We start from the raw sequence: 26665 nt of genomic DNA on the forward strand, positions 1-26665 counted from the left end.
GCTCCCGACTGCTGGATCCAAGGTGCACCACACCACTGACAACGCACCTTGTTCCAGCTGTTGTTGCAGGTCAGGGCGATTGTCAGTGGGGGTCTCTACGGTTGTTCACATGACTGAGCAGGGGGTCCGCTGGACGGCGGAACAGGTACTGGCTCTGGCTCCTGACGATGCCTCACGCAAGGCGGGAAGCAGACTCGGCGGGGCGGGGCCGTGGTCGCAGATCGGAGGTTCCGCTTCCGGTTCTGTGTGGGGGTTGTGCAAGGGCAGCGGCAGCAAGCCGTACCAGACGGTCGTGGACCTGACGGGGCCTGCGTACAAGTGCTCGTGCCCGAGCCGGAAGTTCCCGTGCAAGCACGCGCTGGGGCTGCTGCTGCTCTGGTCCGCGGAGGGGGCGGGCGAGCCCGGGGAGGCTCCGGAGTGGGCCGCCCAGTGGCTGGCCGACCGGGCGGCGAAGGCCGCGCGCACATCCGCCGGAACGGGGGGTCCGGTGGATGCGGAGGGGGCGCGGAAGCGGGCGGAGCGGCGGGCGGCCCGGATCGGCGCGGGCGTCACCGAGCTGGAGCAGCGGCTGGCGGATCTGCTGCGCGGCGGCCTCGCGGGCCAGGAGCAGGCCGGTTACGGGGCGTGGGAGGAGACGGCGGCCCGGATGGTGGACGCCCAGGCTCCCGGACTGGCGGGTCGGGTGCGGGAGTTGGGGACGATACCCAGTTGCGGGCCCGGCTGGCCCGCCCGGATGCTGGAGGAGGCGGCGCTGCTGCACCTGCTGGATCGGGCCTGGCTCGGGGTGGCTGGGCTGCCGGACCAATTGGCCGCGACGGTGCGCAGCCGGGTGGGACTGCCGGCCTCCGGGGAGGGGGAGGCCGTACGGGACCGCTGGCTGGTGCTGGCCCAGCACGACTCGGTGTCACCGGACGGCCGGCTCACCACCCGCCGGATATGGCTGCGCGGGACGGGGAGCGGGCGGCCCGCGCTGGTGCTGGACTTCGGACCGCCCGGGCGGCCACCGGGGCTGGCCCTGCCGGTGGGGCTGGTACTGGAGGCGGAGATCCGCTTCCGGCCCGGGTCCGCGGGGCTGCGGGGGGATCTCGGGGAGAGGTTCGCGGCGGCCGTGCCGTGCACGGAGGTTCCGGCCGGCGTGAGTACGGGGGCGGCACTGGAGGCGTACGGGGCGGCACTGCGGGACGACCCGTGGCTGGAGTCCTGGCCGGTGGTGCTCGGTCCGGTGGTCCCGATACCGGGAGAGCTGGGCTGGCAACTGGCGGATGCGGAGGGAACCTCCGCACTGCCGGTGCCCCTCACCGGGCCGGGCAGCCGCTCACGCGGGGGCCTGTGGCAGCTGGCCGCACTGTCGGGCGGGGGCCCGGTGACGGTGTTCGGCGAATGCGGCCATCGGGGTTTCACCCCGCTGACGGCCTGGCATCCGGGCTCGCCCGAGCCGGTCGCCCTGGCCTGAGACAGCAGGAAGACAACGGAAATCACTGGGGGCCTGGGGGGTTCTGTGTCCGCTTACGAGGACTACGGGAAGTACGCGGCGGCGCGGGGGCGCCGGCGCGAGGTGACGAGGAGCCGGGGGGCTTGCATGAACGACAACCACGCCAGCTGAGCGCGGTCGGCCGAGTCGGCCGGCCCGACGGGGGCAAGGGCCGCTCCGGTCCCGCGGAGGGGGCGGGACCGGAGCGCAGGACACGGAGCGGGAAGCAGGGAAGAGGGAGGGGCGCGATGGACAAGGTCGACGAGGGGTACGGGGAGTGGGAGGAGCTGGTCGGGGCCGCGCTGCTGGGCACCGACCGGCGCCGGGGCGGGGGCCCGGCCGGTTCGCCGGAGGCGCTGCTGGACGCGGCGGCCGTGCACGCCGTGCGCCGCCGGGCCGGTCTGTGCCCGGCCGAAGCGGGCCCGCGCCCGGAGCCGGCGCCGCGGGACCCGCGTCCGGCACCGCCGGAGGCGGCCCGGCGGCGGCTCGCGCAGTTGCTGGCGGGCCGTTCGGGGGCGGCGGGCGGCGGCGGGCGGCGGGGGGCCGCCCCGGATCTGACGGAGCTGCTGCCCCAGTGGCTGGCCGCCGCCCGGCGGCACGGCTACCGCTCACCGGCCGCGCTGCTCCCCGCACTTCTGGATGCGGCCCGGGCCCGTACGGACCTGCGGCCGCACGCCTTGGCGCTGGCCGGGGTGCGGGGGCTGTGGCTGGCCCGGCTGAATCCCGACTGGCGGTTCGCCCTGCGGGGCGGGACCGGTGGCGCCGGGGAGCTACCCGAGCCGTCGGACCCGGCCGGGGTGGAACGACTGTGGCAGGAGGGGCTGTTCGCGGAACGGGTGGCACTGCTGGGCGCGGTACGGGACGCCGACGCGGCGGCCGCACGCCGGCTGCTGTCGACGACCTGGAGCACCGAGCGGGCCGAGGACCGGCTGATGTTCCTCGACTCGTTGAGGGTGGGGCTCTCGGATGATGACGAGCCGTTCCTGGAGGCGGCGCTCGGAGACCGCAGCCGCAATGTCCGCGCGACGGCCGCCGAACTGCTGTCGGCGCTGCCGCACTCGGCACTGGCGGGGCGGATGGCGCAGCGCGCGCTGGCCTGCGTCGGCCCCGAGGGGGTGACCCCACCGGCCGAGTGCGACGCGGGCATGCTCCGCGACGGGGTGGTCAAGAGGCCGCCCGCCGGGCGCGGGGAGCGGGCGTGGTGGCTCGGTCAGCTGGTGGAGGCCGCGCCGCTGTCCTGCTGGCGGGAGCGGTTCGGGGGCCTCGGCCCGGCGGAGATAGTGGCGCTGCCGGTCTCCGAGGGCGAGGGCTGGAGGGAAGAACTGCACGCGGCGTGGTGCCGGGCGGCGGTGCGCCAGCGCGATGCGGAGTGGTCGCGGGCCCTGCTGGGCACGCCGTCCGCGCCGCCCGCCGCCGGCCCGGGCACGGCCTCGCTCGCGGAGCGGGCCAAGCTGCTGTCGGTCCTGCCGGACGGGGAGCGGGCGGCCTGGGTCGCGGAGTTCATACGCGCCCACGGTCTCTCGGAGGCGTTCCAGCTGCTCGGGGTGTGCGTGGTGCCGTGGGCGGGGACGCTGGGGCGGGCGGTCGTGGACGCGCTGGACACAGCGCGGGAAGCGGGCAGCTACCCGTGGAGCTTCAGCGGGGTGATGGGGCTCGCCGAGCGTTGCCTCGATCCTGCGGAGGCCCTGCGGCTGGAGGCGCTGACCGCCGCCGTGGCGGAGCCGGAGGACGCGGTGCCGGGGGCTGCCGCGTATTGGGCCGAGGCGTTCCAGCGGCTGGTGGCCACGCTGCGGCTGCGCGAGGCCATGCTGCTGGAACTGGCTCCGGTCGCCTAATCCCTCCCGGGTGTGGGGTGGGCGGGTGCGGGTCGCCGCTGCGCGGGGCTCCGCCCCGGACCCCGGTCCTCAAACGCCGGACGGGCTTGGAGTTGCCCCCGCCGCGGGCTGGATTGCCCGCAGGGCAACTCCAGCCCCGCCGGCGTTTGAGGCGCGGGGGTTCGGGGGCGGAGCCCCGACAGCGGCGCCGCAGAGTACGGGCGACGGTGGCCGGGCCGGAGGCTACTGGCGGACGTTCGCGCGGACCCAGTCGACGATGGCGGTCGTCGTCGCGCCCGGGGTGAAGATTTCGGCCACGCCCTTGTCCTTCAGCGGAGCGATGTCCGCCTCCGGGATGATGCCGCCGCCGAAGACCTTGATGTCCTCCGCGTCGCGTTCCTTGAGCAGTTCCAGGACGCGGGCGAACAGCGTGTTGTGGGCGCCGGAGAGGATCGAGAGGCCGATCGCGTCGGCGTCCTCCTGGATCGCGGTGTCCACGATCTGCTCGGGAGTCTGGTGCAGGCCCGTGTAGATGACCTCCATGCCCGCGTCCCGCAGCGCCCGCGCGATCACCTTGGCCCCGCGGTCGTGGCCGTCGAGACCCGGCTTGGCCACCACCACACGGATCGGACCGGTCACACCCATCGCACTGCCTCCCGAGTGAACGAACGTTAAGTACAGCATCGCGCACGCCACCGTTTCACGGTCAACCACGAGGGGGAAATCACACGTGGGACGGCATTGCGCCACCGCGCCGCCAGCCGCACGGCACGGTGGCGCTTCCGGCCGCGGTCCCACAGGCTCAGGGGAGGCCAGGGGAGGCCGCGATGGGGCTGTCCATACCCGTGTCGATACCCACGTCCGGTGCCGCGCTGCGGGCCGGCGCGCTCGAGGTGGTCGTGCTCGGCGGACACCTTCTCCTCTATCCCACCGGAGTCTGCCAGGAGAAGGCCGCCCCCGACCCGGCTTCGGTGCGGCCGCCCGTACTGCTCCTCCACGGCTTCACCGACAACCGCTCCGTCTTCGTCCTGCTGCGCCGCGCCCTGGGGGCCGGCGGGCTGCGGCACGTGGAGGCGTACAACTACTCGCCCTTCACCCGTGACCTGCGCGTCACGGCCCGCCACCTCGCCCGGCGCGTGGAGGAGCTGTGCGCGCGCACCGGGCAGGACCGGGTGGAGATCGTGGGGCACAGCCTGGGCGGACTGGTCGGCCGGTACTACGTCCAGCGCCTCGGCGGCGACGCCCGTGTCCGCACCCTCGTCACGCTCGGCACCCCGCACTCCGGCACGGCGGTCGCCCCCTTCATGGACGCGCACCCGCTGGTCCGGCAGATGCGGCCCGACTCCGAGGTGCTGGCCGAACTGGCCCTGCCGGCGCCCGGCTGCGCCACTCGATGCGTCGCGTTCTGGAGCGAGTTCGACGCGCTGATGGCCCCCGTCGGGGCGGCCAGGATCGAGCATCCCGATCTACGCGTGGAGAACGTGGAGGTCACCGGCATCGGGCACCTCGCGCTGCCGGCACACCCCACCGTGATCGCCGCGGTCCGGCGGGCCCTCGACGGCCCCGGCCCGAAGGTCGTCGCGAGCTCCGGAGCCGCGTCGGTCGCGTAGCCGCCGGGCAACCCGAAGTCGAACGAATTTCGAACTCAAGGCCAAGGCTGCGTCTTTCGGCGACCGAAAGGCGGCCGAATGCCCGGTTCCGGCGATGCGAAAACCCTCCGAAGATTGTCGATGCCAGTAACCGCCGGGTACAGTCACGCCACTGCTCTCCTCCGGTGAACTTCGGTCCACCGGCCACCCAGGCCCCCACCGCCGAGGCGAAAGAGAAGTTGGTGAACGACCGCCCATCGTCGGGCCAGTACCCGGATTTCGGGTACGACGGCCTCGGCACCACCACTTTCGCTGGTGACTCGACCTACGTCTCCTATGAAACGCAGGGGCAGGGGGTCAACTACGCGACGTACGGTTCCTATGAGACCGGCGCGTACGACACCACGGCGTGGACCTCGCAGGACGGATATCTGTCCACCATCCCCTCGCAGACCGCACCCGCGGACACGACAGGGCAGTGGGATGCGAGCGCCTGGACCACTCCGAGCACGGACTACTCCGGTTACCAGTCGGCGCCTTCCTTCGGCTACGACACCTCCGCCGAGCAGACCGGGCACTGGGCGATGCCGGGCTACGGCACCGAGACCGGCGCCTACGACGCCACCGCCTGGAACACGGCCGGCACGGACGTCACCGCCGGCATGGACGTAACGGGCCACCCCTCCTACGCCGAGCAGCAGCCCGCGCAGCAGGAGTACGCGTACGAGGCGACCACCGTCGGCTATGCCTACGAGGTTCCCGTCGTCCCCGTCGCCGCGGAGCCCGACCCCTACGTCGAGACCTCCGTCTTCGAGCCCGTCCCCCATCCGGTGGCCGACGACGTGGCGTTCGACGAGGCACCCGAGGCACCCGAGGCACTCGGCGCGCTGGACGAACTCGAGGCGTACGAGGTTCCCGGCGTGCACCAGGTGCACGACCTCCCCACCCAGGCCGTGCCGGTGACCCCCGGGTCGCGCTCCGCGCGCCGCAACGCCCCCAAGGGCAAGGGCAGCGCCGGCAACAACGCCAAGGCGGGCAACGGCCGTCGCCGGACCCCGGCGAAGCGTTCCGCCCTGCTGACCGTGGCCGTGCCCTCCGCCTGCGTGATGGGGGTCGCGGGCATCGCGGCCGCTTCCGTCGGCGGTCTCACCGGCACCGAGAAGCCCTCCGACGACACCACGACGATGGCCGCGCCCGACCCGGCCGCCGTGAAGCCGGTCGCGGCGAACACCAAGCTCGACACCCAGCTGACGGCGCTCAGCGCCGACGCGGGTGACTTCGCGGACCGCGCGAGCCGCACGCAGGAGCGCATCGACCTGCGCCAGCGCCAGGAAGACGAGAAGAAGAAGAAGGCGGAGGAGGAGGCGGCCAAGGAAGCGGCCCGCCCCAAGTTCGCCATCCCCGTCTCGCAGCACGGCCTCAGCGCCATGTTCGGGCAGGCCGGCGGCATGTGGATGTCCGTGCACACCGGCATCGACTTCCCGGTCTCCTACGGAACCCCGGTCATGTCCGCCACCGACGGCACCGTGCGCACCCAGTGGAACAGCGCCTACGGCAACATGGCCATAGTGACCTCGCCCGACGGCACCGAGACCTGGTACTGCCACCTCAGCAGCACCAAGATCCGGTCCGGCAAGGTCAAGGCGGGCGACGTCATCGCGTACTCCGGCAACTCCGGCAACTCCACCGGCCCGCACCTGCACTTCGAGGTACGGCCCGGCGGCGGCAGCGCGGTCGACCCCCTGCCGTGGCTCCGCAGCCACGGCCTGGACCCCCGCTGAGAAAGGGCTCCCGGAGCCCCTTCAGCCGCTACGACCGCTACGACCGCTACAGCTTCTGCACCGGCGCGTAGCGCAGGAGCAGCCGCTTCGGCTTGTCGTCCCCGAAGTCGATGGTGGCCTGCGCGTCCGAACCCGCGCCCTTGACCTCCATGACGGTGCCGAGCCCGAACTGGTCGTGCGTGACGCGGTCCCCGACCGCCAGCGCGATGACCGGCTTGTCCGCCGCCCGGCGCGTCGCGAATCCCGACGGACCCGACTTCGTACGCGACGAGGACAGGAACGACTCCGGCGAGGTGCCGAACGAGGCCTTGCCGGCGCCCATGCTCCGCATCGGCCCGGCCGGCTTCTGCGCGGCGCCCGTGCGCTTCCAGTGCAGGTACTGCGCCGGGATCTCCTCCAGGAACCTCGACGGAGGGTTGTACGAAGGCGTGCCCCACGCACTGCGCATGCTCGACCGGGTCAGGTACAGCCGCTCGCGGGCGCGCGTGATGCCGACGTAGGCGAGCCGGCGCTCCTCCTCCAGCTCCTTGGTCTGGCCCAGCGCGCGCATGTGCGGGAAGACCCCGTCCTCCATGCCGGTCAGGAAGACCACCGGGAACTCCAGGCCCTTGGCCGTGTGCAGGGTCATCAGCGTGATGACGCCCGTGCCGTCCGTGTCCTCGTCCGGGATCTGGTCGGAGTCGGCGACGAGCGCGACCTGTTCCAGGAACTCGGCGAGGGTGCCGGGGCCGGGGGCCGGGGCGCCGGTCTCCGCCGCTTCGGTGGCCGCCGCCTCCCTGGCCTGCTCGAACTCGAGCGCCACGGCCGCGAGTTCCTGGAGGTTCTCGATGCGCGTCTCGTCCTGCGGGTCGGTCGAGGCCTGGAGCTCGGCGAGGTACCCGGTGCGCTCCAGCACGGCCTCCAGGACCACCGCGGGCCCGGCGCCGGAGTCGACGATGGTGCGCAGTTCCTCCATCAGGACGTTGAACCGCTTGACCGCGTTCGTCGAGCGCGCGGCCATGCCGAAGGCCTCGTCCACGCGCCGCAGCGCCTGCGGGAAGGTGATCTTCTCGCGCATCGCGAGCGCGTCGATCATCGCCTCGGCGCGCTCGCCGATCCCGCGCTTGGGCACGTTCAGGATGCGGCGCAGCGGGACGTTGTCCTCGGGGTTCGCGAGGACCCGCAGGTACGCGAGGACGTCGCGGACCTCCTTGCGCTCGTAGAACCGGACGCCACCGACGACCTTGTAGGGCAGTCCGACGCGGATGAAGATCTCCTCGAACACGCGCGACTGGGCGTTGGTCCGGTAGAAGATCGCGACGTCGCCGGCCTTGGCGTCCCCGGCGTCGGTCAGCCGGTCGATCTCGTCGGCGACGAACTGGGCCTCGTCGTGCTCGGTGTCCGCGACGTAGCCGGTGATGACGGCGCCGGTGCCGGCCTGGGTCCACAGGTTCTTCGCGCGGCGGTTCTCGTTGCGCTCGATGACGGCGTTGGCGGCGGAGAGGATCGTCTGCGTGGAGCGGTAGTTCTGCTCCAGCAGGATCGTCGTCGCGTCCTTGTAGTCCTCTTCGAACTGGAGGATGTTGCGGATGGTCGCGCCGCGGAAGGCGTAGATCGACTGGTCGGCGTCACCCACCACGCAGAGCTCGGCCGGGGGCAGGTCCGGGTAGCCGGTGCCGACCAGCTCGCGCACGAGCGTGTACTGCGCGTGGTTGGTGTCCTGGTACTCGTCGACCAGGACGTGGCGGAAGCGGCGCCGGTAGTGCTCGGCCACGTCCGGGAACGCCTGGAGCAGGTGGACCGTGGTCATGATGATGTCGTCGAAGTCGAGCGCGTTGGCCTCGCGCAGCCGGCCCTGGTACATCGCGTACGCCTGGGCCAGGGTCTTCTCGAAGCCGTCCGCGGCCTGGTCGGCGAAGGCCTCTTCGTCGATCAGCTCGTTCTTCAGGTTGGAGATCTTGGCGTTGAAGGCCTTCGGCGGGAACTTCTTCGGGTCCAGGTCCAGGTCGCGGCAGACGAGCGCCATCAGGCGCTTCGAGTCGGCGGCGTCGTAGATCGAGAACGACGAGGTGAAGCCGAGCCGCTTGGACTCGCGGCGCAGGATGCGGACGCACGCGCTGTGGAAGGTGGAGACCCACATGGCGTTCGCGCGAGGGCCGACCAGACCCTCGACGCGCTCCTTCATCTCACCGGCGGCCTTGTTGGTGAAGGTGATCGCCAGGATCTGGCCGGGGTGGACGCCCCGCGCGGACAGCAGGTGCCCGATGCGGTGCGTGAGCACGCGGGTCTTGCCGGAGCCGGCGCCGGCGACGATGAGCAGCGGGGAGCCCGCGTGGACGACGGCGGCCGCCTGCTGCTCGTTCAGCCCGTCCAGGAGCGTCGCCGGGTCGATGACGGGCTTGGGGGCGCCGTCCCGGTAGTACGCGTCTCCGCTCATGGGCACGTCGAACATGCCCCCGAAGAGGTCGTCCGCGCCCTGCTCGGGGGCGGCGTGCTCCTCGGGCGGCGGCGGGACCTCGTCGGAGGGGGTGAGGTCGGCCAGGAAGCTGTCGTCAAAGAGGCTGCTCATCGCATTCCGAGTCTAGGGGGCGGGACCGACAGCCGAGCACGAGTTCCAGCAGACCGGGGAAACACCGGTCCAGGTCCTCGCGGCGCAGCGCCAGGTAGAGCTTGCGGCCGCGGGGCCGCTGGCAGATCACTCCGCTCTCGCGCAGCGTCTTGAGGTGGTGCGTGACGCTCGACCGGGGCAGGTCCGGGACGACCTCGCCGCAGAACGCCTCCTCCCCGGAGGCCAGCTTGCGGACGATCTCCAGCCGGACGGGATGCCCGAGTGCCGCCAGGACGTCGACCAGGTCGATGCGGTCGGTGGCGGGGTGGGTCAGCTCAGCAGGCATGCACCAACTGTACGCAGATCTCGTACGGACATTGCCAGACCGTACGAACATCTCGTACTGTCGTGACCGTACGAGATCTTCGTACGGTTGCTTCGACGTGAGGACACCACCCATGACCACCACCGGCACCGACACCACCACCGGCACCGACACCGACACGGGCACCGGCACCGCCCTCGACGACGCCGCCCTCGCCGCCTCCCTCGACGGCTCCTTCACCAGCCGGCACGCAGAGGTCAACGGCATCCGCCTCCACTACGTGGAAGGGGGCAGCGGCGAACCCCTCGTCCTCCTCGGCGGCTGGCCGCAGACCTGGTGGCAGTGGCACAAGGTGCTGCCCGCGCTGGCCCGCCGCCACCGGGTGATCGCCGTGGACCTGCGCGGCATGGGCGGGTCCGCCAAGCCGGAGGAGGGGTACGACAAGAAGACGATGGCCGCCGACATCCGCGCCCTCCTCGACCACCTCTCCATCGACTCCGCGCACTTCGCCGGCCACGACATCGGCGCGATGGTCGCCTACGCCTTCGCCGCGAACCACCCCGAAGCCACCCGCCGCATCGCCCTGCTCGACGTCTCGCACCCCGACGAGAGCTGGGCGCGGATGCCACTGCTCCCCCGGCCCGACCTGTTCCACCTGTGGTGGTTCGCCTTCAACCAGGTGGAGGGCCTGCCGGAGCGACTCCTGGAGGGCCGCTACCACCTCCTGTTGGACTGGCTGTTCAAGGGCGCGGCCGTCGACCCGGCCTCGATCGACGCCCGCTCGCGGGCGGTGTACGCCCGGGCGTACGACTCCCCGGACGCGATCCGCGCGGGCAACGCCTGGTACCGCGCCTTCGGCCGGGACATCGCGGACCTGGCGACCTACGCCCCCGTGACCGCCCCGCTGCTCGCCCTCGGCGGCGAGTACAGCAACTACGAGCAGCTGGTGGCCGCAGTCCCGGCACTCGGCACCGACACCCGGGTCGTCCGCGTCGACGGCAGCGGCCACTACCTGCCGGAGGAGCAGCCGGAGGTCATAGTCGCCGAGTTGACGCAATTCTTCGGTTGACCAGGAGAACTCCCGGTCAACCGAGCTCGATCGGCGCCCCCGCCTCAGGCGCCAAGCGCAGGCCCGCAAAGAGATCGACTGGCTCGGCGCGCTTCCCGCCCAGGCGGCACGGGCCGTGTTGAAGACGTACTTCCAGGCGTGGAAGAACTGCCGGGGAGGCCGCGCCGACGCACCCGACTTCAAGGCCCGCTTGCGGACTGCCTGGAGCGGCGGGCCGCGCACCGCAAGAGTTCCCGCAAGCGCGGGGAGAAGACCTCCCGGCGCCTGCACCGCACCTGTGACCAGATCCGGCAGCTTCGTGCGAGAGCCAAGCGCAGGCGGCAGGACTGGCAGCACCAGATCACCACCGAGATCGCCGCGAAGTACAGCGTGATCGTGGTGGAGAACCTGGCCATCACGAACATGGTCAAGTCCGCCAAGGGAACCCTTGAGCAGCCGGGGAAGAACGTCGCCCAGAAATCCGGACTCAACCGCTCCATCAGCGGTGAGGCGTGGGGCCGCACGGTCGAGCTGCTGACGTACAAAGACCGCACGGCGCGGCGGCACCCTGCACAAGGTTCCCGCCCCGGGCACCTCCCAGCGCTGCTCCACGTGCGGGTTCACCACACCCGGCAACCGGGAGTCCCAGGCCGTGTTCGCGTGCAAGAACCCCAGCTGCGGCTGGTCCGGGAACGCCGACCACAACGCAGCCCGCAACGTCTTGCACCTTCACCGGATGGGCCTCGCGCTCATCCCGGCTGCCGGGAGGGCAGTCGCGAGGCGCACACGCCGCGTCAAGCCCGCCACCGCTCCAAGGCCACAAAGGCGTACCCGAGCTCCGAGTGATCATCTGCGGCGGTGGATTCTCGAAGCAGACGGGCTACGACGGCAACGTCGTCGTATTCGCCCGCCTGACCGAAATCCGCGGATAGCCACCCCGTACGCTCGACGCCATGGACGTACTCATCAATGCCTTCGTCGGCCTGCACATCATCGGAATAGCCTCGCTCCTCGGCGGCTTCCTCACCCAGATGAAGGCGATGGGCGCGGGCACCGCGCGCTTCGTGCCGGCGATGCTGCACGGCGCGCTCACCATGCTCGTCACCGGCGTACTGCTGGTCGGCTTCCGGGAAATGGACGGGGGCTCCCTCAACCACGTCAAGATCGGCGTGAAGTTGGCGGTCCTCTTCGTGATCCTCGCCCTCGTCTACGTCAAGCGAGACGAGGAGCGCGTGGAAAAGGCACTGTTCGGCGCGGTCGGCGGACTGACCGTGATCAACATCTTTATCGCCGTTCTCTGGCACTGACGACAAGCGATCCGCCACATCCGATCACTTCGGGTCATCTCGTCATCCACCCGTTACTTCCAGGTTTAGCGTCCTCCCCCAAGACCCAGCCGACAGGGGAAGGACGTGAGGCCCTCGTGGCCAGTCATCGAAAGCCCAGGCAGCGCCCGCTCCCCGGCGCAGCGGTACGTACGACCGCCGCCACCCTGGCCCTCGCGGGCGCTGCCACCGCCACCGCCTTCGAAGGCACCTCCCAGGCCGACCCCCAGCCCACCCCCTCCCAGGTCAAGGCCGAGGTGGACCGGCTCTACGAGGAGGCCGAGGCGGCGACCGAGCGGTACAACGGGGCGAAGGAGAGGGCCGACGAGGCCGAGCAGGCGCTGACCGGTCTGCGCGAGGAGGCCGCTCGCAAGACCGACCAGCTCAACGCCGCCCGCAACGCGCTGGGTTCGCTCGCCGCCGGCCAGTACCGCAGCGGCTCCCTCGGCACCGCCGTGCAGCTCGCACTGGCCGCCGACCCGCAGGAGTACCTGTCCCAGTCGGCCTTCATCACCCGCGCCCAGGAGCGCAGCGCCGCCGGGATCAGCACGGTGCGCCGCCGCCTCGACGAGGTGGGCGAGCTCCGCGAGCGGGCCGCCGGCCGGCTCGCCGACCTCCGTGCCCGGCAGGACGAACTCGCCGAACGCAAGGCGGAGATCGAGGGCAAGCTCGCCACGGCCAGGCAGCTGCTCGCCCGGCTCACCGCCGAGCAGCGCGCCGCGTACGAGGCCCAGTCGGCCGGCGCCGCCCCCGCCGGGCCGCACACCGCGACCCCGCCCCCGCCCTCCGACGGTTCGCGCGCGGCCCGCGCCGTGGCCTTCGCGTACGGGGCGATCGGGAAGCCGTACGTGTGGGGCGCGACGGGCCCGGGGTCCTTCGACTGCTCGGGCCTGACCCAGGCGGCGTGGCGCTCGGCCGGGGTCTCCCTCCCCCGCACCACCTACACCCAGATCAATGCCGGACAGCGGGTCTCACGTGATCAACTGGCCCCCGGCGACCTGGTGTTCTTCTACTCCGGGGTGACCCATGTCGGGCTCTACATCGGCAACGGCCAGATGATCCACGCCCCGCGCCCCGGCTCCACGGTCCGCATCGCCCCGGTCGACTCGATGCCCTGGGCGGGCGCCTCCCGCCCGGCCTGAGCGGCGGCGACAGCGGCCACGGCGGCGGCTACGGAGCCTTGACCACGCCGCTCAGCCAGCCGAACGTCTGCGGCAGCTGCTTGGACCACGCTTCGAGGTTGTGGCCGCCGACCACCTTCTCCGCGTGCACCGCGGTGGGCGCCTTCGCCAGCCCCTTGAGGTCCACGCCGGACAGGTAGCCGTCCTGTTCGGCCCCCGACATCCACAGCGAGACCGCCGGCGGCGCGGGCGCCGCCTGGAGCACGGCCTTCAGGTTGTGCGTACGGCGCAGCTCCGGGTCCTGGGCGACCAGCGAGGAGGGCTCCTGGCCCGGGTCGTTGTAGCCGGACAGGGAGACGGCCGCGCTGTAGCGGTCGGGGTGGGCGATCGCGAGCTTGGCGGCGCAGTAGGCGCCCGCCGAGTACCCGGCCACGCCCCAGTGCTTGGGGTCCTCCGAGGTCCGGAAGTTGTCGACGACCATCTTGCGGACGTCGACGCTGAACCAGCTGTCGGCGTTGACCTTGCCGGGGATGTTGGCGCAGCCGGTGTCGCCGTTGCCGAGGAGCATGGCGCGCGGCGAGACGAGGATGAACGGCTGCACCTTGCCGCTCTTCATCAGCGGTTCGAGCACCTCGTGCGCGTGGAGCCCCTGGAACCAGGACTTGCCCGTGCCGGGGATGCCCGGGATCAGCTCGACCACCGGGAACTTCTTGTCCTTGTGGGCCGGGTCGTCGTACTGCGGCGGCAGCCACACCATGACGTCGCCCTTGACCCCGGATATCTTCCCGTCGAGTTCGGTCTTCTTGACCCGCCCGCCGAGGCCCTCCACCGGCTGGAACTCCTGGTGCACCTTCGGGGCCTGCTTGACCTCCTCGGCCTTCTTCCCGCCGAGCCCGTCCGGGCCGAGGTCGGGGGCGGCCTGGACGTACTTGCCGGTGCCGAACAGGTCGCCCCAGGAGGCGTAGAAGTTCTCGGCCCGGTTCACCGCGACGAACACCACGGCGACGGCGGTGACCTGGGCGAACACCACCATCAGCGCACGGGTCGCCACGCGTACGGCGGCGGGGCCGCGGACCTTGCTCCACAAGGCCAGCGGAAGGATGACGGCGATCGCGGTCAGCACGATCGCCGTCACGAAGAAGGGTGTCCCCGTCAGGCTCATCACGCCACCCAAGAGGGCGGCCCGAGGCGGTCCGGTTGCCCTCGCCGACTGCGTCGTGGATCACACCCCGGGGCCCGGCCCCGGGGTGTCACCACCGGTTCACCCGCAGGTCAGGCGTCAGACGAGGCGGCGGGCCGTGGCCCAGCGGGTCAGCTCGTGGCGGTTGGAGAGCTGGAGCTTCCTGAGTACCGCCGAGACGTGCGATTCGACCGTCTTCACCGAGATGAACAGCTGCTTGGCGATCTCCTTGTACGCGTACCCGCGCGCGATCAGCCGCAGCACCTCCCGCTCGCGCTGCGTGAGGCGGTCCAGGTCCTCGTCGATCGGCGGGGCGTCCGTCGAGGCGAAGGCGTCGAGCACGAAGCCCGCCAGCCGCGGCGAGAACACCGCGTCCCCGTCCTGCACGCGGAAGACCGAGTTCACCAGTTCGGTGCCGGTGATGGTCTTGGTGACGTATCCGCGGGCGCCGCCCCGGATGACCCCGATGACGTCCTCGGCGGCGTCGGACACCGACAGCGCCAGGAACCGCACCGGGTGTTCCGCCGCCGCCATCAGCGGGGCGCAGCGCCGCAGCACCTCGACCCCGCCGCCGCCGGGCAGGTGCACGTCGAGCAGGACCACCTCGGGGCGGGTCGCGGTGATGACGGTGACGGCCTGGTCCACGTCGGCCGCCTCGCCGACGACCTCCACCCCGGTCCGGTCGGTCTCGCCGATCTCCGCCTGTACGCCCGCGCGGAACATCCGGTGGTCGTCGACGAGTACCACCCGGACCCTGCGGGTCTCCTTCTCAGCGCTGTCCTCGGTCATGCCGCCTTCGCCGCCCTCTCCATCTCCAGCTCGACTACCGTGCCGCCTTCGGGTGCGGACCGCAGCATCGCGGTCCCGCCGTTGCGCTGCATCCGGCCGATGATCGATTCTCGTACGCCCATGCGGTCGTCCGGTACCGCGTCCATGTCGAAGCCCGGCCCCCGGTCCCGTACGGACACGAACACGGTCTGCCCTTCCACTTCGGCGTACACCTGTACCGGCCCGCCCTCGCCACCGTACTTGGCGGCGTTGACCATCGCCTCGCGCGCGGCCTGGATCTGTGCGCCCAGCTTCTCGTCGAGCGGGCAGTCCCCGACGACGACGACCTCGATGGGCACCCCGTGGTGGTCCTCCACCTCGGCGGCCGTCTTCTTCACGGCCTCCGCGAGGGTGGCCGGCTCCTCGGCCTCGTCCTTGCCGGTGCCCTCGGGCTTGTACAGCCAGTTCCGCAGTTCCCGCTCCTGGGCCCGCGCGAGGCGGCGCACCTCGCCGACGTCCTCCGCGTTGCGCTGGATCAGGGTGAGGGTGTGCAGCACGGAGTCGTGGACGTGGGCGGCGACCTCGGCGCGTTCCTGGGCGCGGATGCGCATCAGGCGTTCCTCGGAGAGGTCCTGGGTCATGCGGATCAGCCAGGGCCCGGCGAGCAGGGCGACGCCGATGAGGACGGCGAGGGTCGCGGTGAGTACGTTGCCGAGCTGCGCGGCGGAGCCCCGTACGACGATGAAGACGGTCAGGCCGACGCCGACGAGGGCGACTCCGGCGAGGGCCCGGGCGACCTGGAACAGCCGGCCGCGCCGCGCGCCGGCCTCGCCCCAGTGGTCGCGCCGCGCGTTGTCGGCCTGCCGCCACACGAGGACCACGCCCGCGCCGACGAGCAGCGTCGGCCACACGTAACGGCCGGAGGAGCCGCCGACCTGGAGCTTCGCGATGAAGATCCACACGCCGACGAAGAGGGCTATCAGCGCGAGGACCTGCCCCTTGTCGGGCCGGCGCAGGTGGCGGCTGCCGTCGGTGAGGGTCTCGAAGAAGGAGCGGTTCGCGGAGCGGCCGCCGACTCCGAGCGGTACGAAGACCCAGAACGCGCCGTACAGCAGCACGCCGAGGCCGTCCCCGAACATGAACAGGCCGAGGAAGGCGAGGCGGACCCAGATCACGGGCAGTCCGAGGTGCCCGGCGAGACCGCGTGCGACTCCGCCGAGCATCCGGCCGTCGGCGCTGCGGTAGAGCTTGCGCGGCGGCGCCTCGTCGGTATCGGGCACGTGGTGGGGAGCGGCTGCTACGGGCATGTCACCAAGGGTCACACGCGCGCGGGCGGCCGGGCATCAGGGCATCCCCCCATTCCGGCCGGGGGGATATCAGGGTTGCGCCAGGGTAGGGCCGGATGCCCGGGGCGGTCCGGGACCGTCACCATGGACGCATGACCGAAGTACACGACGCCCCACCGGCCGGTGCCGGGGCTCCTCAGCCTCCCGACGCCCGGCCGCCCCTTCGCCGCAGCAGGCGCGACAAGGTCCTCGCCGGCGTGTGCGGAGGGCTGGGCCGTTACTTCGACCTGGACCCGGTGGTCTTCCGGATCGTGCTGGGCGTGCTCACCGTCACCGGGGGCGTCGGCCTGATCTTCTACGGCTTCGCGTGGCTGATGCTCCCGCAGGAGGGCGAGGAGGAGAGCGAGGCGAAGAAGCTGCTGACCGGCCGGGTCGAGGGCGCCACGCTGGCGGCGGTGTTCGCGGCCCTGGTGGGCTGCGCGCTGTTCCTGTCCATGCTGGACAACGGCGGGCTCGCGGTCTTCTCGATCCTGGTGATCCTGGCGCTGGGCGGTGCCTCGTACTGGTCGCAGCGGCGCCGGGCCCACGCCCCGGAGGCCGAGACCCCTGCCGCGCACTCCCCGGCCCCGCCGGAGACACAGGCCCCGCCCGTCCCCGGCAGCCCGTCGTGGTGGCGGGACCCGCTGGTCAAGGACGGCACCACCGGCCCGGTCGGGTCCACCGGGTACCTGTGGGGTCCCGCGGACGCCGAGGACGTGCCGCCCGGCGGCACGGCTACGCGGGCGCCCGAGCGGCCCAAGCCCGCAGCGGCCCGGCCGCGCGGCGGGATCGGCGGGCGGATCTTCGTACTGGCCCTGCTGGCCGGAATCGCCGGGGCCGCCTCCGTATGGCAGGGCAGCACCCTCGGGCACGCCCTTCAGATCGGGCTCGCCGCGGCCCTGGCCGTCTTCGGTCTGGGCCTCGCGGTCAGCTCGGTCAAGGGCCGCACCGGCTTCGGCACCGTCCTGCTGGGCCTGATCACGGCCGGGCTACTGGCGGGGGCCTCGGCCCTGCCGCCCGAGATCGGCACCGACTTCGAGCGGGTGGAGTGGCGGCCCGCGTCCGTGGCCGACGTACGACCGGTGTACGAGGCGGGCACCGGGCTCGCCACCCTGGACCTGAGCCGGCTGGACGTCCCCAAGGGCACCACCGTCTCGGTCCGCGCGTCCATCGACGCGGGGCGGCTGAAGGTGATCGTGCCCCGGGAGGTCACGGCGCGGGCCGACGTGTCGGTCAAGCTCGGCGACATCCACATGCCCGGGGACACCAGCCAGGACGTACGCATCAAGAGCGGCGGCGAAACCCAGACGGAGACGCTCCCGCCCACCGCCGGCACGGAGGCCGGCGGGACGATCGATCTGCACCTGCACGCGGGTGTCGGACAGGTGGAGGTGGACCGTGCCGCGTCATGAGTTCCAGCCCGGAAGGCTCCTCGCGGGGATCGTGCTGCTGACCGCGGGCGTGATGTACCTGCTCGACGCGGCGGGCGAGACCGACGTGCCGTGGTTCCTGGTCGTCCCCCTGGCCTTCGGCGGGCTCTGCCTCGCCGCCCTGGTGGGGATGGTGACCTACGCGGTGCGCAGGGACCGGCGCGACCGGATCACGGAATCGAGCGACAGGTAGGGCGCCCCGGCCAGGATCAGCGGCGTCCACGCGATCATGTAGATCAGGTCGTTGCCGTAGTAGTACGGGGTCACCGCCCACGACACCGTCAGCCACAGGCTGAGCGAGATCAGCGCTCCGCCGGCGGCCGCGATCCGGGTCAGCAGGCCGGCCAGCACCCCGAGGCCGACCAGCAGCTCCCCGACGGCGATGACCACCGCGAAGCCGACGGGGGCCTTCAGCGCCAGGTCCACCATGGCCGGGATCGCGGAGGTGTCGCGCACGCCGTGCATCAGGTCGCCGATGGATCCGGTGCCGGTGGCGGACAGGAAGGCGGAGTCGGTCAGCTTGTCGAGACCCGCGTAGACGAAGGTCACGCCGAGGAAGATCCGCAGGGGCAGCAGGGCATGGCGGGAGGCGAGGGGGGCGACGCGCAGCCCCTCCGCTCTGGACGGGGCTTCAGTTCCGGTAGTGGTCACCCGTCATGTCTACCCCGATCATTCGGCCACGTCGATGACGCAGCGGTTGGATTCCACTCCTGCGGCCGTGATGACCTGGATGTCGATCCGTCCCGGCTCCACTTCCGCGGGCACCGGCACGGTCAGCACCGCGTCGGACGGGTTGGTGAAACCGCCCGCCACCGGAACCAGCGGCACGTGCACGTGGATCGCGCCGATCCGCACCACGAGCCGGGCCAGCATCTCCGGCGTCTGCGCCCCGGGCGGTACGAACCCCACGCCCCGGATCTCGATGTCGTCCCCGGGGCGGACCGCGGCGTCCAGGTCCCCGGGCTCGCGTCTGCGGACCACCGACAGGACGAGGGGGCGGCTGCCCTCCGCGTACTTCGCCGCCAGGTACACCGCGGCCGACAGCGCCATCAGCAGCGCCAACGCCCACGGCAGTTGCGGGAGCCGTTCGGGGAAGCGGGCCAGCGACACCGCCGCGTAGGTCAGCACCACCGTGGAGACCAGCACGTACTGCGCGTCCGGGAAGCTCCCGTGTCCCGCGTCGTCCGTCAGCAGGTCCACCCCGCGCGGCCGGTCCGCGGGGAGCTTCTGCAGCCGCTGGCCCATGATCCGTACGGAGACCACCCGGCGCACAAGCACCGCCACCGCCGAGGTCAGCGACACCACCGCCAGCAGCGGCAGCGCCCGGTCCAACGCGAGCCCCGCGTAGAGGGCCTGGCGCTCGGGGCCCGGCGGGGAGGCCGCCAGCCGCAGCGCGGGCAGCAGTGTCGCGAAGGCCGTCAGCACGACCCAGGCGCTCGCCGCCGCCTTCGAGGTGGACAGCCGGTTGTCCTCGCCGACCAGCGGGGCCAGCAGCCCGCCTCGCACCGACTGGGCGCGTGCCGCGACGGTGAGCAGCCCGGCCAGCACCAGGGCGGCCAGCAGTCCGGCGGTGCGGGCGGTGGACCAGCCGGTGCCGAGCGCGGTGCCCACCTGGACGACCAGCAGGACCCCGGCGGCGATCCACACGGCGAGTACGGCCCGCCGGGAGAACAGGTACAGCCAGGAGTTCCCGGCCTCCCGGCCCCGGTCCGCCGCGGCGCGGGCCGACAGGGTGAGCTCGTCGGAGACCCACTGGCGGGAGGCACCGAGGGAGTGCGCCACGGCGGCCGGCACCCCGTGGCCGGAGGCGAACTCGTCGCGCTTCTCCAGGAACGCGGCGACCGCGCGGCGGTGGCCCTCACGTGCGCACTCGTCGCAGGCACAGGCGGCCGTGTGGGTGCCCCCGCGGGACATCTCGGACATCTCTTGGACAGCCACGTGCGTGCCGCCTCTCTGAACTACGGTGCAATGCCAGCGAATTGTGCACCACTGGGGCAGTGTTCCGGATTGCGCACGATGTCAGAGCAGGTGATTAACGGTTCATGATGTTGACGCCACCTCTTCCCTGAGGGGTTGGTAGCTCACCCAGGCGGCCAGATCGGACCCGAACCGCTCGCGCGTGGCGACCGCCGCGCGGTGGTCGACGGGCACCGGTTTCCCGGCTGCCCGGGCGGTCAGCTGCACCCGCGCCGCCCGCTCCGCCTCGATGAACCACCAGACCGCCGCGTCCACCGAGTCCCCGACGGTCAGCAGCCCGCGGTTGCGCAGGATCAGCGTCTTGTACGGGCCCAGCGCGTGCGCGATCCGGCTCGGCTCCTCCACCCCGGTGAACTCGTCCAGCAGCGCGTGGTCCTCGTAGAAGGCACAGGCCTCCTCGGTGATCGGGGCCAGCAGTTCGCCCAGCGCCGCGAGCGCGCCGCCGTACGGGGCCCGCGCGCGCACCACTGCCACGGCGCCGGGGCGCGCGCGGTGGACGGCGGCGTGCACGGCGAAGGCCAGCTCGTTGACCCGGCGTCCGCCCTGGAGCACCCGCCCGTCCCCGTCGACCAGCAGCAGGTCGTCCGCGGTGAGACCGGCGAAGCCCCGCCCGAAGGGGTTCACCCAGTAGCAGTCCTCGAACTCCGGGTCCCGTGCGGTGATCTGCCCGCCGACCCCGCCCCCGTGACCGAGCCGCGCCAGCAGCCGCAGCGCCTCGGCGAGCCGTTCCTTGCGGTGCGCGCGCTCCTCGTCGGCCGTGGCGAAACGGGGCGGCATCTCGAAGTCGAGCCGCTCCAGGGGCACGGGTACGGGCTTGTCCTGCATGGGCACTCCTTCGACGGCTCGGCTCGCGGCGCAAGGTACCCGCGGCGGGCCGAGGAGACCAGAGCCGCGGCCCGGCCGGGAAACGGCGGCGCCGCCGCTCAGCCAGGCTGAACGGCGGCGCCGTCGTACGGGGCGGGTGCCCCTACTCCCACTCGATGGTGCCCGGGGGCTTGCTCGTGCAGTCGAGGACCACGCGGTTGACCTCCGGCACCTCGTTGGTGATGCGGGTGGAGATCCGGGCGAGCACCTCGTACGGCATGCGCGTCCAGTCCGCGGTCATCGCGTCCTCGGAGGAGACGGGGCGCAGGACGATCGGGTGGCCGTAGGTACGGCCGTCGCCCTGCACGCCGACGCTGCGGACGTCGGCCAGCAGCACGACCGGGCACTGCCAGATCTCGCGGTCCAGGCCGGCCGCGGTGAGCTCGTGGCGGGCGATGGCGTCGGCCTCGCGGAGCAGGTCCAGGCGCTCCTTGGTGACCTCGCCGACGATGCGGATGCCGAGGCCGGGGCCGGGGAACGGCTGGCGCTGGACGATCTCCTCGGGCAGGCCGAGCTCCTGGCCGACCATCCGGACCTCGTCCTTGAACAGCTGGCGCAGCGGCTCGACGAGCTCGAACTCGATGTCGTCGGGGAGGCCGCCCACGTTGTGGTGGGACTTGATGTTCGCGGTGCCGGTGCCGCCGCCGGACTCGACGACGTCCGGGTACAGGGTGCCCTGGACCAGGAAGGCGACCGCCGGGCCGTCCTCCTGGAGGATCTCCAGCTGGGCCTGCTCGAAGACGCGGATGAACTCGCGGCCGATGATCTTGCGCTTGGTCTCCGGGTCGGAGACGCCGGCGAGCGCGTTCAGGAAGCGTTCCTGTGCGTCGACGACCTTCAGCTGCACGCCCGTGGCGGCGACGAAGTCCTTCTCGACCTGCTCGGTCTCGCCCTTGCGCATCAGGCCGTGGTCGACGTAGACGCAGGTCAACTGCGAGCCGATGGCCTTCTGGACGAGGGCCGCGGCGACCGCGGAGTCCACGCCGCCGGAGAGGCCGCAGATGGCGCGCTTGTCGCCGACCTGCGCCTTGATGGCCGCGATCTGCTCCTCGACGATGTTGCCGGTGGTCCAGCTGGGCTTCAGGCCCGCACCGCGGTAGAGGAAGTGCTCCAGGACCTGCTGGCCGTGCGTGGAGTGCATCACCTCGGGGTGGTACTGCACGCCGTACAGCTTCTTCTCGTCGTTCTCGAAGGCCGCGACCGGGACGACGTTCGTCGACGCGGTGACGGTGAAGCCCTCCGGGGCGGCGGAGCAGGCGTCGCCGTGGGACATCCACACCGACTGGTTCTCCGGGGTGCCCTCGAAGAGGGTGGAACCGGCCTTGGAGACGGCCAGCGGGGTCCGGCCGTACTCGCGGGCGCCCGTGTTGTCGACCGTTCCGCCCAGGGTGGTCGCCATCAGCTGGAAGCCGTAGCACATGCCGAAGACGGGGACCCCGGCCTCGAAGATCGCGCGGTCGAGCCGCGGTGCGCCCTCTTCGTACACGGAGGAGGGGCCGCCGGAGAGGATGATCGCCTTGGGGTTCTTGGCCAGCATCTCGTCGACGGGCATCGAGCTCGGCACGATCTCGCTGTAGACCCGTGCCTCGCGGACGCGGCGGGCGATGAGCTGGGCGTACTGGGCGCCGAAGTCGACGACGAGAACCGTGTCCGGGGCGCTGTCGTGGGCGGCGGAGGGTGCTTCTGGCACGGGGCGGCCTTCCGGCGGAAGAGGAGGTTGTTTTGTCGATTCTAACGGGGGACGCGGTGCCCTCTTCGTCTCACCATCCGAACTTGCTTGGCCCGGAGGGTGCCGGGCCGCAATAATCGGCACGTGCGCAAGCAGCTGAGCTTCCTCTTTACCTATGGCACCGGCCGGTCCGGTCGCCATGGGTCATCGTGATGCTCGCCTGAGCCACAGACTTCCCAGAGCGCCCCGGTCCGACAGGACCGGGGCGCTCCGCGTTCCGCTCCTGCCGGCTCAGACCACAGGAGAGAAGACCATGACCACGATCACCACCACGCCCGAGCAGCTGATCGCCGACTCCCGTGTCCGCATCGACGCGATCGACGACCGGATCATCGGTCTGATCCAGGAGCGGATGGCCGTCTCGACGGTGATCCAGGACGCCCGGATCGCCTCCGGCGGGCGGCGCGTGCACCTGTCGCGCGAGATGGAGGTGCTCTCCCATTGGAGCGATGCCCTCGGCAAGCCCGGCACCGCCCTCGCCATGACGCTGCTGGAGCTGTGCCGGGGCCGGGTGTGACGGCAGGCGCTGACGCCTGTTCGTCACCCGTCCGGACCGTGACGGCCCCCGGGGGACCTCGTTGGTGAGGTTGTCCGCGCCAGCCAGGTGCGGGACCGCGACACCACGCGTGGCTCCGCCGGAGCGATGAGACGGGCGCCTCGTGGAGCCCCCGTCGTGGGACCTCGCTCCTTCGCGTGACCGGACGGCAGGGGACAGCAGCCCGGTCACCCCACAAAAGACGGCCGGCCCGGGGGACGCCCCGGGCCGGCCGTTCTTCTGTTCCCTCGCCGCTGCGCCCCGCCCGCCCCGCCCCCTCCGGTCCGGTTCCGCGCCCGCGCATTTCACCACGTGATGGACGCCACAGCCCGGCGGGGCGGATTCCGGTACAACCATCCGTGCTGACCACCTGTCACTCATGTACCGCGGTGGTCACCGCGCTCGGAGGGGGAGCGCGGTGACCACCCGGTCGTCCGCTTGTCGCCTGTGTCGCCCGTCACACGGGGAGTGGGCAACTGCGTGCAGGGTTCACGGGTCTGGGACCCCATGAAGAAGAAGTTGACCTTGCTCGCCGTGGGAGGGCTGGTCGCGCTGGGCCTGGCCTCCCCGGCCGGTGCGGCGGACCCCGTCTACCACCTCACAGGCCCCAACTCGCTCTCCTTGCCCCCGGTCTCGGAGTCGGGTCAGGCGTACCCGCGCGCGCTCGCGGTGCTCTCCCCCGACCTGCCGTACGGCAAGCGGACCGTCACCCTCACGGTCGACACGAGCAAGCTCGCGGGTATCGCCACGGTGGCCATCAACGGTGATCCGTCGCAGAACAAGTGCACCTCGGACGCGACCACGCTGACCTGCGTGTCGGCGTCCGCCGACCTGGACCTGAGCGTCACCCCCGTCAAGGGCGGCAAGGTGGGCGACGCCGGTGACCTGACCTTCAGCGCGAAGACGGAAGGCGCCACCTTCGCCCCGCACAGCACCCGCGTCGTCGTCGGGGGGCCCGAGCTGAACATCGAGAGTGGCAGCCCGTTCGCCCTCTCCGCGGTGGGCAACCAGAGCCGGCTCCCGATCGCCTTCAAGAACCGGGGCCTGATCGCCACCAAGGACCCGGTCGTCTGGATGCGCACCACCCGGGGCATCGACACCCTGGAGAAGTACGACAACTGTACGTACGGCCCGGCCGGCGACAGCCAGGCCGACAAGGGCAGCACCCTCACCATCTGCACCCTCGAAGGTACGGCCGAGGGCGGCCAGACCTACGAGACGGTCGAACCGCTGACGCTGAAGGCCAACACCCGCGCGATGAACGAGGTCGTGTCGGCCCAGATCTTCGAGGCGGGCGAGGCGCCGAAGCCCCGCGGAGAGCAGACCCGGCCGAGCACGGGCAAGAAGCTGACCTTCAAGCCGCGCACGAGCCCCGGTGGCTCCTACGACGACGACCTCGTGAAACACGCCTTCACCGTCAAGAACACCGCCGACATCGTCGCCGTCGGCTCCACCGTCAAGGGCAAGGCCGGCGAGACCGTCACACTCGACGTCGGGTACCACAACCGCGGCCCGGCGGCGATCGCCGACGAACACACCGAGGTCGTCAACGTCGGGGTCGAGATCCCGGCCGGCGCGACCGTCACCAACGTCCCCCCGCGCTGCTCCAAGGTGGACGCCACCAGGTACACGTGCGGGAGCGGCGAGACCGTCCTGGACGACGAGAAGGGGATCTTCCGCTTCGAGCTGAAGATCGACAAGGTCGTCGAAGGCGCCAAGGGCTTCGTCCGCGTCGGCTCCGGGCAGGGCGAGAACGAGCCGCACTCCTGGGACCCCGACCACGCCAACAACACGGCCGACATCGTGCTGAATCCCAAGGACCCGGGCCCGGGCACGACCCCGACGTCCAGCGCGACGACGTCGGCCGCCCCCACCACACCGGCGCCGCCCGGCACGACCACCCCGACGGCCCCCGCTTCCAGCACCGCCCCCGCCTCCGGTGGTCTGGCCTCCACCGGCACCTCCGCGCTGGCGACCGCCGTCGGTGCGGCCGCCGTCCTCGCCGCGGGCATCGTGCTGTTCGTCGTGTTCCGCCCCCGTCGCGGCAACCACGCGTAACGGCGCCGGGCGTCTCAGAGGTCCCGCTTCGGCGGGACCTCCGGGACCGCCAGGAACGGCAGCCGCAGCGCGCCGAAGGCCTCCTTCGGGACCGCCGGGCGGACCGGCGGGGTCGCGGCGAGGCGTACGTAGGCCGCGCCCTGTTCGGGGCGCTGGTCCCGCTCGCCGTTGTTCGGCCAGTACGACATCGCCCGTTCCGCCTGCGCGGTGATCGTGAGCGACGGGTTGACCCCGAGGTTCGCGGAGACGGCCGCGCCGTCCACCACCGATATGCCCGGGTGCCCGTAGAGCCGGTGGTACGGGTCCACCACGCCCTCCTCGGCACAGGCGCCGATCGGGCAGCCGCCGAGGAAGTGCGCGGTCAGCGGGGTCCCCATCAGCTCGCCGATGTTGCTGCCGGGGAAGCCGTTGATCTCCTCGGCGAGCAGGGTCGCGGCCTGCGTGGCCTCCGCGATCTGCACCGGGTTCGGGGCTCCGTGGCCCTGGCGGGCGGTGAGCAGGCCCTTCCCTATGCCGCCGGGCTTGCGGTACGTCGTCAGGGAGTTGTCCAGCGACTGCATGACCAGGCCGATGATGGTCCGCTCCGACCAGCGCCGGTTGGACAGGGACCGCGCCAACTGCACGGGGTGGCGGGCGGTGCGGGCGAACCAGGCGCGGACCCGGTGCTTGGCGTAGGGGACCTGGAGGACGGTCATGAACCCCATCGCGTTGGAGCCCTTGCCGTAGCGGACGGGCTCGATGTGGGTGTCGGCGTTGGGGTGCACGGACGAGGTGATCGCCACGCCGCGGGTGAAGTCGGCGCGCCGCTCCTTGCCGTGCCGCCTGCGGTAGCGGCGGTCGTCGGTCTGCGCGCCGACCAGGCCCTCGGAGTTGGTGCGGGTCAGGTCGCCGAGCCGCTCCGAGAGGTGCGGCAGCTCGCCGCGGTCCTTCATCGTGTGCAGCAGGGTCTGGGTGCCGTAGGTGCCTGCCGCGACGACCACGTACCGGGCGCGCAGCACGCTCGCCCGTCCCTTGCGGCGGCCGTCGGTGGGGACGGTGCGGACGCGGTAGCCGCCTTCGGGGTGGTCGGAGAGAGCGGTGACCGTCGTCATCGGGTGGATGACGGCGCCGGCGCGTTCGGCGAGGTGCAGGTAGTTCTCGTTCAGGGTGTTCTTGGCGCCGTGGCGGCAGCCGGTCATGCACTCGCCGCATTCGGTGCAGGCCTTGCGCGAGGGGCCGGCGCCGCCGAAGTAGGGGTCGGCGACCTCGTCCCCGGGGCGGACCTTCCGCTGTCCTTCCGCGTCGTCCCCGTCTCCGAAGAAGACGCCGACGGGAGCCATGTGGAAGGAGTCCCCGACGCCCATCTTCTCGGCGGCCGCCTTGAGGTGGACGTCGGAGGGGGTCATCGTCGGGTTGAGCCGCACGCCCAGCATCCGCTTGGCCTGGTCGTAGTACGGGGCGAGCTCCTCGCGCCAGTCGGTGATCGACGCCCACTGGCGGTCCTCGAAGAAGGCCGCGGGCGGCACGTAGAGGGTGTTGGCGTAGTTGAGAGAGCCGCCGCCCACCCCGGCGCCGGCGAGCACCATCACATTGCCGAGCAGGTGGATGCGCTGGATCCCGTACAGCCCGAGGGCCGGGGCCCACAGGTAGTTGCGCAGGTCCCAGCTGTTCCTGGGCAGGCTCTCGCGGGTGAAGCGGCGTCCTGCCTCCAGGACGCCGACGCGGTAGCCCTTCTCGGTGAGGCGCAGTGCCGAGACCGACCCTCCGAAGCCCGATCCGATGACGATGACGTCGTAGTCGTACGACTCAGACACGGTGC

General features: G+C 71.9%; 22 protein-coding genes and 2 pseudogenes. 13 read left to right on the forward strand and 11 right to left on the reverse strand.

The annotated features are described in order from the left end of the window. Positions 1-109: 109 nt before the first annotated feature. Positions 110-1453 carry an SWIM zinc finger family protein gene (locus ACIQ5Y_RS11120; RefSeq protein ID WP_403878033.1) on the forward strand — a complete coding sequence of 448 codons (1344 nt, stop codon included), beginning with the start codon at positions 110-112 and terminating at the stop codon, positions 1451-1453. Positions 1454-1719: 266 nt separating this feature from the next. Further along, entirely contained in the window at positions 1720-3306 is a 1587-nt protein-coding gene (locus ACIQ5Y_RS11125) for a DUF5691 domain-containing protein (RefSeq protein WP_403878036.1), read from the forward strand. Between the two features lie 222 nt (positions 3307-3528). On the opposite strand, the gene ACIQ5Y_RS11130 is transcribed toward ACIQ5Y_RS11125, so the two are convergent. Then, on the reverse strand, positions 3529-3930 hold the full coding sequence (locus tag ACIQ5Y_RS11130; RefSeq protein ID WP_403878039.1) for a cobalamin B12-binding domain-containing protein: 402 nt from the start codon (positions 3928-3930) through the stop codon (positions 3529-3531). Between the two features lie 182 nt (positions 3931-4112). Between ACIQ5Y_RS11130 and ACIQ5Y_RS11135 the strand changes: the two genes are divergently transcribed. Both ACIQ5Y_RS11135 and ACIQ5Y_RS11140 read left to right on the forward strand, forming a co-directional pair. Next, the gene (locus tag ACIQ5Y_RS11135) at positions 4113-4895 is read left to right on the forward strand and encodes an esterase/lipase family protein (protein ID WP_403878042.1); all 783 of its coding nucleotides are present in this window, start codon (positions 4113-4115) and stop codon (positions 4893-4895) included. A 221-nt stretch (positions 4896-5116) separates the two neighbouring features. After that, positions 5117-6655, forward strand: a complete 1539-nt coding sequence (locus tag ACIQ5Y_RS11140; RefSeq protein WP_403878045.1) for a peptidoglycan DD-metalloendopeptidase family protein — start codon at positions 5117-5119, stop codon at positions 6653-6655. A 46-nt stretch (positions 6656-6701) separates the two neighbouring features. Here the strand turns inward: ACIQ5Y_RS11140 and pcrA are convergent, their stop codons facing one another. Together pcrA and ACIQ5Y_RS11150 are read right to left on the reverse strand one after the other, a co-directional pair. Continuing rightward, positions 6702-9203 carry a DNA helicase PcrA gene (gene pcrA, locus ACIQ5Y_RS11145; RefSeq protein WP_403878048.1) on the reverse strand — a complete coding sequence of 834 codons (2502 nt, stop codon included), beginning with the start codon at positions 9201-9203 and terminating at the stop codon, positions 6702-6704. Then, positions 9187-9528 (reverse strand): ArsR/SmtB family transcription factor, encoded by a 342-nt coding sequence (locus ACIQ5Y_RS11150; protein WP_403878051.1) that lies wholly within the window; start codon positions 9526-9528, stop codon positions 9187-9189. The genes pcrA and ACIQ5Y_RS11150 overlap by 17 nt, the downstream gene beginning before the upstream one ends. 112 nt (positions 9529-9640) lie before the next feature. Between ACIQ5Y_RS11150 and ACIQ5Y_RS11155 the strand changes: the two genes are divergently transcribed. The 5 genes and pseudogenes from ACIQ5Y_RS11155 to ACIQ5Y_RS11175 all read left to right on the forward strand — a co-directional run bounded on the left by ACIQ5Y_RS11155 (position 9641) and on the right by ACIQ5Y_RS11175 (position 13022). Then, complete coding sequence (locus ACIQ5Y_RS11155; RefSeq protein ID WP_403878054.1) at positions 9641-10576, forward strand: alpha/beta fold hydrolase; 936 nt, start codon at positions 9641-9643, stop codon at positions 10574-10576. A gap of 547 nt (positions 10577-11123) precedes the next feature. Beyond that, a pseudogene (locus ACIQ5Y_RS11160) lies at positions 11124-11222 on the forward strand (RNA-guided endonuclease TnpB family protein); the annotation flags it as partial. A gap of 148 nt (positions 11223-11370) precedes the next feature. Continuing rightward, positions 11371-11487 (forward strand): annotated as a pseudogene (locus ACIQ5Y_RS11165) (class F sortase); the annotation flags it as partial. A gap of 21 nt (positions 11488-11508) precedes the next feature. Next, positions 11509-11862 carry a hypothetical protein gene (locus tag ACIQ5Y_RS11170; RefSeq protein ID WP_384584689.1) on the forward strand — a complete coding sequence of 118 codons (354 nt, stop codon included), beginning with the start codon at positions 11509-11511 and terminating at the stop codon, positions 11860-11862. Between the two features lie 116 nt (positions 11863-11978). After that, positions 11979-13022: an NlpC/P60 family protein gene (locus ACIQ5Y_RS11175; protein WP_403878058.1), complete on the forward strand. Its 1044-nt coding sequence runs from the start codon at positions 11979-11981 to the stop codon at positions 13020-13022. 28 nt (positions 13023-13050) lie between these two features. Here the strand turns inward: ACIQ5Y_RS11175 and ACIQ5Y_RS11180 are convergent, their stop codons facing one another. The 3 genes from ACIQ5Y_RS11180 to ACIQ5Y_RS11190 form a co-directional block, all read right to left on the reverse strand. Beyond that, positions 13051-14163, reverse strand: a complete 1113-nt coding sequence (locus tag ACIQ5Y_RS11180) for an alpha/beta hydrolase (RefSeq protein ID WP_403878061.1) — start codon at positions 14161-14163, stop codon at positions 13051-13053. Positions 14164-14280: 117 nt separating this feature from the next. Beyond that, positions 14281-14970: a LuxR C-terminal-related transcriptional regulator gene (locus ACIQ5Y_RS11185; RefSeq protein ID WP_403878063.1), complete on the reverse strand. Its 690-nt coding sequence runs from the start codon at positions 14968-14970 to the stop codon at positions 14281-14283. Next, a complete protein-coding gene (locus ACIQ5Y_RS11190) occupies positions 14967-16256 on the reverse strand; it encodes a PspC domain-containing protein (RefSeq protein ID WP_403878066.1) in 1290 nt (429 codons plus the stop codon). Before ACIQ5Y_RS11190 ends, ACIQ5Y_RS11185 begins: the two co-directional genes overlap by 4 nt. Positions 16257-16387: 131 nt before the next feature. On the opposite strand from ACIQ5Y_RS11190, the gene ACIQ5Y_RS11195 reads away from it, so the two are divergent. Next, positions 16388-17686: a PspC domain-containing protein gene (locus tag ACIQ5Y_RS11195; RefSeq protein ID WP_403878069.1), complete on the forward strand. Its 1299-nt coding sequence runs from the start codon at positions 16388-16390 to the stop codon at positions 17684-17686. Continuing rightward, positions 17673-17897 (forward strand): hypothetical protein, encoded by a 225-nt coding sequence (locus tag ACIQ5Y_RS11200; protein ID WP_403878072.1) that lies wholly within the window; start codon positions 17673-17675, stop codon positions 17895-17897. Before ACIQ5Y_RS11195 ends, ACIQ5Y_RS11200 begins: the two co-directional genes overlap by 14 nt. Here the strand turns inward: ACIQ5Y_RS11200 and ACIQ5Y_RS11205 are convergent. From ACIQ5Y_RS11205 to guaA, 4 genes are all read right to left on the reverse strand, one after another. Further along, positions 17843-18355, reverse strand: a complete 513-nt coding sequence (locus ACIQ5Y_RS11205; protein ID WP_403878075.1) for a DoxX family protein — start codon at positions 18353-18355, stop codon at positions 17843-17845. The genes ACIQ5Y_RS11200 and ACIQ5Y_RS11205 overlap by 55 nt on opposite strands. Before the next feature lie 18 nt (positions 18356-18373). After that, on the reverse strand, positions 18374-19627 hold the full coding sequence (locus ACIQ5Y_RS11210) for a hypothetical protein (RefSeq protein WP_403878225.1): 1254 nt from the start codon (positions 19625-19627) through the stop codon (positions 18374-18376). A 117-nt stretch (positions 19628-19744) separates the two neighbouring features. Then, on the reverse strand, positions 19745-20506 hold the full coding sequence (locus ACIQ5Y_RS11215; RefSeq protein WP_403878076.1) for a class II aldolase/adducin family protein: 762 nt from the start codon (positions 20504-20506) through the stop codon (positions 19745-19747). A 142-nt stretch (positions 20507-20648) separates the two neighbouring features. Next, on the reverse strand, positions 20649-22235 hold the full coding sequence (gene guaA / locus ACIQ5Y_RS11220) for a glutamine-hydrolyzing GMP synthase (RefSeq protein ID WP_403878079.1): 1587 nt from the start codon (positions 22233-22235) through the stop codon (positions 20649-20651). Positions 22236-22527: 292 nt separating this feature from the next. Between guaA and ACIQ5Y_RS11225 the strand changes: the two genes are divergently transcribed. Both ACIQ5Y_RS11225 and ACIQ5Y_RS11230 read left to right on the forward strand, forming a co-directional pair. After that, positions 22528-22791, forward strand: coding sequence for a chorismate mutase (locus ACIQ5Y_RS11225; protein WP_384584659.1), 264 nt, complete (start codon positions 22528-22530; stop codon positions 22789-22791). A gap of 525 nt (positions 22792-23316) precedes the next feature. Then, positions 23317-24867 (forward strand): hypothetical protein, encoded by a 1551-nt coding sequence (locus ACIQ5Y_RS11230; protein WP_403878082.1) that lies wholly within the window; start codon positions 23317-23319, stop codon positions 24865-24867. 14 nt (positions 24868-24881) lie between these two features. Here the strand turns inward: ACIQ5Y_RS11230 and ACIQ5Y_RS11235 are convergent, their stop codons facing one another. After that, positions 24882-26660: a GMC family oxidoreductase N-terminal domain-containing protein gene (locus tag ACIQ5Y_RS11235; RefSeq protein WP_403878085.1), complete on the reverse strand. Its 1779-nt coding sequence runs from the start codon at positions 26658-26660 to the stop codon at positions 24882-24884. Positions 26661-26665 lie beyond the last annotated feature (5 nt).

This window comes from Streptomyces sp. NPDC096339, from assembly GCF_044762985.1.
GTDB lineage: Bacteria > Actinomycetota > Actinomycetes > Streptomycetales > Streptomycetaceae > Streptomyces.

What these genes read in the sequence shown, in the direction of transcription:
- ACIQ5Y_RS11120 (WP_403878033.1), top strand. Translation starts at nt 110, where the DNA reads ATGACTGAGCAGGGGGTCCGCTGGACGGCGGAACAGGTACTGGCTCTG.
- ACIQ5Y_RS11125 (WP_403878036.1), top strand. Translation starts at nt 1,720, where the DNA reads ATGGACAAGGTCGACGAGGGGTACGGGGAGTGGGAGGAGCTGGTCGGG.
- ACIQ5Y_RS11130 (WP_403878039.1), bottom strand. Translation starts at nt 3,930, where the DNA reads ATGGGTGTGACCGGTCCGATCCGTGTGGTGGTGGCCAAGCCGGGTCTC.
- ACIQ5Y_RS11135 (WP_403878042.1), top strand. Translation starts at nt 4,113, where the DNA reads ATGGGGCTGTCCATACCCGTGTCGATACCCACGTCCGGTGCCGCGCTG.
- pcrA (WP_403878048.1), bottom strand. Translation starts at nt 9,203, where the DNA reads ATGAGCAGCCTCTTTGACGACAGCTTCCTGGCCGACCTCACCCCCTCC.
- ACIQ5Y_RS11150 (WP_403878051.1), bottom strand. Translation starts at nt 9,528, where the DNA reads ATGCCTGCTGAGCTGACCCACCCCGCCACCGACCGCATCGACCTGGTC.
- ACIQ5Y_RS11155 (WP_403878054.1), top strand. Translation starts at nt 9,641, where the DNA reads ATGACCACCACCGGCACCGACACCACCACCGGCACCGACACCGACACG.
- ACIQ5Y_RS11170 (WP_384584689.1), top strand. Translation starts at nt 11,509, where the DNA reads ATGGACGTACTCATCAATGCCTTCGTCGGCCTGCACATCATCGGAATA.
- ACIQ5Y_RS11180 (WP_403878061.1), bottom strand. Translation starts at nt 14,163, where the DNA reads ATGAGCCTGACGGGGACACCCTTCTTCGTGACGGCGATCGTGCTGACC.
- ACIQ5Y_RS11185 (WP_403878063.1), bottom strand. Translation starts at nt 14,970, where the DNA reads ATGACCGAGGACAGCGCTGAGAAGGAGACCCGCAGGGTCCGGGTGGTA.
- ACIQ5Y_RS11190 (WP_403878066.1), bottom strand. Translation starts at nt 16,256, where the DNA reads ATGCCCGTAGCAGCCGCTCCCCACCACGTGCCCGATACCGACGAGGCG.
- ACIQ5Y_RS11195 (WP_403878069.1), top strand. Translation starts at nt 16,388, where the DNA reads ATGACCGAAGTACACGACGCCCCACCGGCCGGTGCCGGGGCTCCTCAG.
- ACIQ5Y_RS11210 (WP_403878225.1), bottom strand. Translation starts at nt 19,627, where the DNA reads ATGTCCGAGATGTCCCGCGGGGGCACCCACACGGCCGCCTGTGCCTGC.
- ACIQ5Y_RS11215 (WP_403878076.1), bottom strand. Translation starts at nt 20,506, where the DNA reads ATGCAGGACAAGCCCGTACCCGTGCCCCTGGAGCGGCTCGACTTCGAG.
- ACIQ5Y_RS11225 (WP_384584659.1), top strand. Translation starts at nt 22,528, where the DNA reads ATGACCACGATCACCACCACGCCCGAGCAGCTGATCGCCGACTCCCGT.
- ACIQ5Y_RS11230 (WP_403878082.1), top strand. Translation starts at nt 23,317, where the DNA reads ATGAAGAAGAAGTTGACCTTGCTCGCCGTGGGAGGGCTGGTCGCGCTG.